This window comes from Stenotrophomonas sp. PS02301 (assembly GCF_029959485.1).
Taxonomy (GTDB): Bacteria; Pseudomonadota; Gammaproteobacteria; order Xanthomonadales; family Xanthomonadaceae; genus Stenotrophomonas; species Stenotrophomonas maltophilia_Z.
Genome location: NZ_JASCOO010000153.1, coordinates 1 through 6,471 on the forward strand (window position 1 = coordinate 1; position 6,471 = coordinate 6,471).

The 6,471-nt window shown below is 68.0% G+C and carries 7 protein-coding genes; all 7 read right to left on the bottom strand.

Annotated elements, in window-relative coordinates; translation table 11 throughout:
• Positions 1 to 155 precede the first annotated feature (155 nt).
• The 7 genes from QMX81_RS20120 to QMX81_RS20150 all read right to left on the bottom strand — a co-directional run bounded on the left by QMX81_RS20120 (position 156) and on the right by QMX81_RS20150 (position 6,350).
• Positions 156 to 1,523: a VOC family protein gene (locus QMX81_RS20120; RefSeq protein ID WP_282264168.1), complete on the bottom strand. Its 1,368-nt coding sequence runs from the start codon at positions 1,521 to 1,523 to the stop codon at positions 156 to 158.
• A gap of 96 nt (positions 1,524 to 1,619) precedes the next feature.
• On the bottom strand, positions 1,620 to 2,165 hold the full coding sequence (locus QMX81_RS20125; protein WP_282264171.1) for a hypothetical protein: 546 nt from the start codon (positions 2,163 to 2,165) through the stop codon (positions 1,620 to 1,622).
• Positions 2,162 to 2,914 carry an HAD family hydrolase gene (locus QMX81_RS20130; RefSeq protein ID WP_121042309.1) on the bottom strand — a complete coding sequence of 251 codons (753 nt, stop codon included), beginning with the start codon at positions 2,912 to 2,914 and terminating at the stop codon, positions 2,162 to 2,164. Before QMX81_RS20130 ends, QMX81_RS20125 begins: the two co-directional genes overlap by 4 nt.
• Before the next feature lie 109 nt (positions 2,915 to 3,023).
• On the bottom strand, positions 3,024 to 3,440 hold the full coding sequence (locus QMX81_RS20135) for an EF-hand domain-containing protein (RefSeq protein WP_282264174.1): 417 nt from the start codon (positions 3,438 to 3,440) through the stop codon (positions 3,024 to 3,026).
• 220 nt (positions 3,441 to 3,660) lie between these two features.
• The gene (locus tag QMX81_RS20140; protein WP_121042305.1) at positions 3,661 to 4,038 is read right to left on the bottom strand and encodes a hypothetical protein; all 378 of its coding nucleotides are present in this window, start codon (positions 4,036 to 4,038) and stop codon (positions 3,661 to 3,663) included.
• Positions 4,039 to 4,081: 43 nt separating this feature from the next.
• A complete protein-coding gene (locus tag QMX81_RS20145) occupies positions 4,082 to 4,819 on the bottom strand; it encodes a M15 family metallopeptidase (protein ID WP_282264176.1) in 738 nt (245 codons plus the stop codon).
• Positions 4,773 to 6,350: a serine hydrolase domain-containing protein gene (locus QMX81_RS20150; RefSeq protein WP_282264178.1), complete on the bottom strand. Its 1,578-nt coding sequence runs from the start codon at positions 6,348 to 6,350 to the stop codon at positions 4,773 to 4,775. Before QMX81_RS20150 ends, QMX81_RS20145 begins: the two co-directional genes overlap by 47 nt.
• Positions 6,351 to 6,471: the final 121 nt, after the last annotated feature.

The following is a 6,471-nucleotide window of genomic DNA, read 5'->3' on the forward strand; positions in this document are numbered from 1 at the left end:
CGGCGCCCCCCCGACGCCCCGCGCCCCGGGCGGCGGCGGGCGGCCGCCCCCCCCCCCCCCCCCCCCCCCCCCCCCCACTACCGTAGGGCGGTCCGTGAGTGGTCAGCGATCCGGGCGGGTTACCGGTAGTGCCGGCCGCTGGCCGGCTCCTTCCGTCAGCCGCCCCGCAGGCTTGCCAGCGATTCGGCCTGCAGCCGCGCGTAGATCGCGAACTCGTCCTCCACCGTCATGCCCAGCGCCTGCTCGAAGGCATCGCGGTTGGCATGTGCGGCGTAGGCGCGCTGTTCGTCGCCGCCGAGATTGGACTGGAAGATGCCCGCGGCGCTGACCGGCAGGAAATCCTCGTAGACGATCGGATCGGCACTGGCCAGCCCGGCGGCAATCAGCGCTTCGGCCGGCAGATCACCCACCGCACCCGGGTTGGCGCGACCGGCGTCGGTCAGCGCGTAGCGGTAGTACCCCAAGCCCTCGCGGCGCAGGGTGTCGTGGTCATCCGGAAAGGCGGTGAAGGCCGCGGCCAGACGCGTCGGGTAATCCTGGCCGGTGCTGCCGGCACCCCCACTGTCTCGCGCCTGCGCAAGCAGCTGGTCGTATAGCGCGCGCCCTTTGGGCGTCAGGGCGAGGCCGCGCTGTTCGATCTCACCGAAACGCGCGGTATGCGTGCCGGCGTCCGCTGCCTCCCCCGAGGGGAAGTGCACGGTTTCTTCCAGCGCCTTGAAGCTGGTCTGGCGCAGCAGGATCGGGCAGCGGCGCGGTGGCGGACCTTCGATCACGGCCTTGGCGTCGATGCCACGGGCCAGCATGCCGTCCTGCGCAGCGTCGATGTCCAGCGTGCGCGGGGTCAGGTGATTGATGTGCGGGCCGCGGAAGCTGACCACATCGGCGATCAGCCGGTGCGCGTCATGCAGCGCGTGATAGGTATCCAGTGACACCGTGGCGTCGCCATGCCAACGGAAGGTCTCCAGTGCTTCGATGACGAAGCGGCGCGCATCGGCCTCGTCGAGGCCACCCTCGCGTTCGGCCTGCGCGATCAGGGCCAGCGCGGTGTCGGTGAAGATCCGGCGCTGGGCAAGAATGGCAGCGGACTGCTCGCGCAGCGCGGCGTTCTCGATCAGCTCCAGCCGCAGCAGCGAGGTGAACACGCGGAACGGATTGCGCGCCAGCGCCTGCGCGGTGCGCGGGCGGAAGGCGGTGGAATGCACCGGCACGCCGGCCACCGAGAGGTCGTAGTAGCCGATCGGGTACATGCCCATCAGCGCGAACAGGCGGCCCAGCGTGGCCAGTTCTTCCGCCGTGCCGACCCGGATCGCACCATGGCGTTCGTGGTCCAGCCGGGCGCGTTCATCGGTGCGGTCCAACTGCTCGGCCAGCGCCGGAGTGGCGGTCAGCACGGCGTCGTTGATCTCGGCCACCAGGTCGACGAGGGTGCCGTACAGCGGCACCTCGGTGCGGTACATGGTGGACATCGCCTGGGCGAACAGGCTGCGGATATCGTCGGGTGAAACGAAACAGTCGGCGCTCATTACGTACTCGGCAACGGATCACGAGGGGGGGCAGCAATCGCGCATTGTCGCCGAGCGCGGGGGTTACCGCGATCTGCACAGCAGCAAAGAAGTCCCTCAGCGCGCAGGTGGCGTGGGACTGCTCGCCGTGCGCTGGCGCTGCTCGCGGTTCCCCAGCTGGCGCTGCAGCGTCGCGTCCAGCTTCACCGGGCGGTCCCAGTGGTCGTGGCTGGCCACGATGGCGTGGCGCAAGGCGCGCCAGTGCAGGTTGGTCGGCGTGACCGGCAGCTGGGCCACCACCGCTTCCCAGCGTTTGGCCTCGCCCTCCTCCGGTACCGTACGCGACCACGTCTGCACGCTTTCGCGGCAGGAACGTTCGATCACATGCGCCCAGAAACAGGCGAAGTAGATGTCGCCGGCCTGCCAGCCGTGGGTGTGCATCAGCGCGGCGATGTAGCCACGCGAGACGCCGGCATAGCGCGAGACTTCATCCAGAAAGCTGTCCGGGTAGCGCTCGGCGTAGTGGTTGATGTCCTGCAGCTGGGTGTCCACCCAGGCATCGCCGGTGTCCACCACGTAGGCGGCGGACTTCTCCGGGGTCTGCTCGGCCACGGCTGCCCAGGGCAGCATCAGCAGCAGCGCGAGCAGGCCGGCGCGCATCATCCGGCCTGTGCGGCCTTGGCTTCGATGGTCCGCAGCGCCTGCGGCCAGTCGAAGGCGGTCGGTGCATCGACCATGCGCGGTTCGTCGTCGGCCACGCCGTGCTGGGTTTCGTGCGCCCAGGTCACCGCGTAGGGAGTGTGGATGCCCCAGCCGCCGAGGGTGACCACCGGCTCGATGTCCGAGCGCAGCGAATTGCCGACCATCACGAAGCGCTTGATCGGCAGATCGAACTCCTCCAGCACGCGGGCATAGGTTTCCGGGTCTTTCTCGGAGACGATCTCGATGCGCGGGAACAGGTCGCGCAGGTTGGCCACCTTGATCTTGGCCTCCTGATGGAACAGGTCGCCCTTGGTGATCAGCACGACCGGGTAATCGCGGGCGATCTCGGTGACCGACTCACGCACACCGTCGATCAGCTCGACCGGGTGGCGCAGAGTGTCGTGGCCGATGTCCAGCATCTGCTGCAGGTCGCGGGCGCTGATGGTCTGGTTGGTGATCTCGATGGCGGCTTCCACCATCGACAGGGTCATGCCCTTCACGCCGTAGCCGAACACGCCGAGGTTGCGCTGCTGCACTTCCAGCAGATGGCGCGCGGTCTGCGTGTCATGCACGTCGATGTAGCGCGACAGGATATCCAGGTAGTCCTGCTCGGCCTTGCGGTAGAAATCCTCGCTCTTCCACAGCGTGTCATCACCGTCAAAACCAACCAGGCCGATAGCGCCTTGCGGCGTGGGCAGGGAAGTCATCATCGGCCAAGGATACCAACAGCGGCCCAGCGGCCCCACCCCGGCAGCGCAAAAAGAAAGGGCGGCCGAAGCCGCCCTTTCCCCCTCACTGCGCTACCGGTGTCCCCGGTCCTTACTTGCTCTGCTGGGCGCCGTTATCGGCGGCCTTGCCCTGCTGGGCGGCCACATACGCCTTGTATTCATCCGGCGAGAGCTCGCCGTCCTTGTTGGTATCGGCCTGATCGAACACCTGGGCAAGGCCCGCGTTCACCTGCGCCTCGGCCTTGCTGATGGTGCCGTTGCCGTCGGTATCGACGCTGGCCCACGTCTGGCCACCGCCACCATTGGCCTGCGCGGAGGCCTGCGCAGCGGCATTGGCCGCGGTATCGGCTGCGTCACCGGCCTGCGCCGCCGCCTGCTGTGCCTGGGCGGCCTGATTCTGCGCCTGCGCGGCACTGTGCTGTGCCGACTGGGCCATCGCCGGCATGGCCAGCACACTGCCTGCGGCGACGATCATGGCGATCAGGGGCTTGCGGATGCGAGTAGTCATTGGGGTGGTCTCCTTGGGTGGATGTTGCGCGGCCTGTTGTTTCCGCACGGCCCCACACTGCCACCCCGTTTGTGAATCGATATTGCCCCTCGACCGCGCTGCGCACGCGGCCTTAACCACCTGCGCGAACGCGTGCATTACCGCAGTGGTTAGCCGCAGGTGAGCAGTTGGTAACACGCCCATTCATTGGCCGGGCATTTAACCGGATGCGAACGCAATCTCACGCGGTGTTGCTGTTTTTTTCGCCTGAGCGGGAACTGAACAAAAGCCACCCCAGTGCAACGCCGCCGATCGCACCGGCCACTTCGAGCACCACGCGCGAGCCCAGTTCGTTCGGATCATGGATACCGGCGAGAAACAGCCGTGCATACAGCGGTGACTCCAGCCGCATCATGCCCATATAGAAGAGATTCCACGCATCGATGCCGGCCGAGGCCACCACCGCGATCACGCAGGCCCAGCCGATCGCATGCCCGTCCGTCCAGCCTGCCCAGCGGCACAGGCGATGCCACAGCGCATACACCAGCAGCCCGACCAACAGCGCGATCAGCCCTGCCTCCAGCGTTCCCAGCAATCCAACGTGCAGCGGCAGGTTCATCGTGGTCCGATCCGGCAGTCAGTGCACAGTGTAGCGGTGCGCCTCAGCGGACCGGCACATCGTAGGCGGTGGTCGGTGCCGGCTCGGGCTGCAGGGTGAAATGCCACCACTCCATCGGGTAGTTGGCGAAGCCGCGACGTGCCATCGCCTGGCGCAGGTGCTGGCGGTGGCTGCGCTGGCCCTCGCTGATCTCCGGCGCATCGGTATGCGCGCGCGGGCCGAAGAAATCGAAGTCGGTGCCCATGTCCACGGGCGCGCAGGGGCCGGTGCGGCAATCGAGCAGGGTCAGATCGACCGTGGCAGCGCGGCTGTGGCCGGAGGTCTCGGCGATGTAGCCACCGAGCAGGGCGGGCTTGTCGAGGTCCGGGTACTGCTGCGCCTTGCGCGACTGCTCGTGCGGATCCTGTGCCCAGGCGACGAAGGCCTTCACCGCGTGGGCCGGGCGGTAGCAGTCAAAGAGCCGCAGCGCGAAGCCATCCGCACGCAGGTCGGCCTCCACCTGTGCCAGTGCAGTAGCCGCCGGGGCGAGCAGATAGCACTTGGGCGCGTCATAGCCGGGCACGCGCTGGCCAGTGAAGTTGTCGGGGCCGGCGTAGCGGATGTCCTGTTCGATCGCCGGTGTCAGCGTGCGGATGTCGACCAGTCCGGCCTCTGCCACATCGCGCGCGGGCGAGATCGTCACCGCTGGCGCTGCCGCGTGGGCACTGCCGGCCAGCAGCGCCAGCAGCAGCGCGCTACGGACAATCGCCGGTGCGGGTGAAGTGCAGGTCCTGGTAGTCATAACTGAAGTCGATCTCCGGATCGATCGCGGCCAAGGTCAGGGCGGGCGTCGCGCCTGGCTGCAGCTGCAACCAGGGCTCGGCATCGGCCCCGAGCGTATCCCACTGCACCAGCCAGCGCTCACCGAGCTGCATGACCTGGCCGCTTAGCATCGGCGATTTGGCCACGCTGAAACGCAGCGCGCCCTGCTCCGGGCAGAGCAGCGCCTCGCCCAGCCACGGATCGCGATAACGGCCGTGCGCGGCGGCGGTGGTGCGAAGCGAGGCGGCACGGCGCGCGCCGGTATCCGGGCGCACCTGCCCGGCATCGCGGCGGCCAGTGCGCTCCTGGTCCAGCAGGGCCAGATAATGACTCACGTCGGCCGTGTCGTCCGGTGCGGTGTAGGTCTTCAACGCGGCCTGCATCAGCGCGGTGCGTGCATCCTCGGCGTCGCTGTTGATCAGGATCACCACGCCGACCTTGCGGTCCGGCAGCAGCGCGAGCGAGGAATACATCCCGGACAGCGTGCCGGTGTGGGCCACCTTCCACTGGCCATCCATGTCCGACACGCGCCAGCCGTAGCCGTAGGCGGACACATGTGCATTGTCCCAGCGACGTTGGCGCTCACCCAGCGGCATCGGCATGTGCGCGGTCCACAGCGCGCGGCGCTGCGCCGTGCTCAGCCAACCGGGCACGAGCGCCGGATCGAGCAGCACCTGCATCCAGCGGGTCATGTCGCGCAGGCTGCAGCGGATGCCGCCGGCGGCCATCGAGGTCAGATCGGCGCTGGTGTCACCATCGGCACCGCGCACCACGTTGCGGCCGTCCTTCCGCGTGTGCGGCTGGGCAACGTTGCCCACCGCCGCGACCGACCACGCGCCGACCTGGCAGCGATCCATGCCCAGCGGCGAGAAGACTTCCTCGCGCAGCAGTTGATCGTACGGTTTGCCACCGGCTGCGGCGGCGACTTCGCCAGCGACCACATACATCAGGTTGTCGTAGGCATAGCCGCTGCGGAAGCTGGTGACCGGCTTGAGATGGGCCAGCCCGGCGATGATGTCCTGGCGGGTGAAGCTGTTCGGCTCGGGCCACAGCATCAGATCGCCCGCGCCAAGGCCCAGTCCGCTGTTGTGGATCAGCAGATCACGCACCTGCATCTGCTGCGTGACCCACGGGTCGTGCATGCGGAACTGCGGCAGGTACTTGATGACCGGGTCGTCCCAGCGCAGGAGACCGCGGTCGACCAGACGGGCGAGCAGCGCGGCGGTCATCGCCTTGCTGTTGGAGGCGATCTTGAACAGGGTATCCGCATCGATGGCCTCGCCCTGCCCGGCGCGGCGCTCGCCACGGGTGCCGATGAAGACGGGGTTGCCATCGTCGACGACGGCCATGGCGATGCCCGGCAGCTGTTCGTGGGCGACGGTCTGATCGAGCAGGCGATTGAAGGTGTCGGTGGGCTCGGCTGCCCGTGCGCTGGGGGCGATGGCCAGGGTGCAGGCCAGGCCAAGCGTGAGAAGGCGGGATCGACTGTGTGTTGAAGCGCGTGACGGCATGGGTTCCCTCGTCATGACCGGAGGGCGTGCAACCGAAGCCGCCCGTGGAAGGCACGTACCGACCACCGGTCGGTACCTACCGTATGGCGGTGAAGGCAGGTGCCGACGCACTGTCGGCACC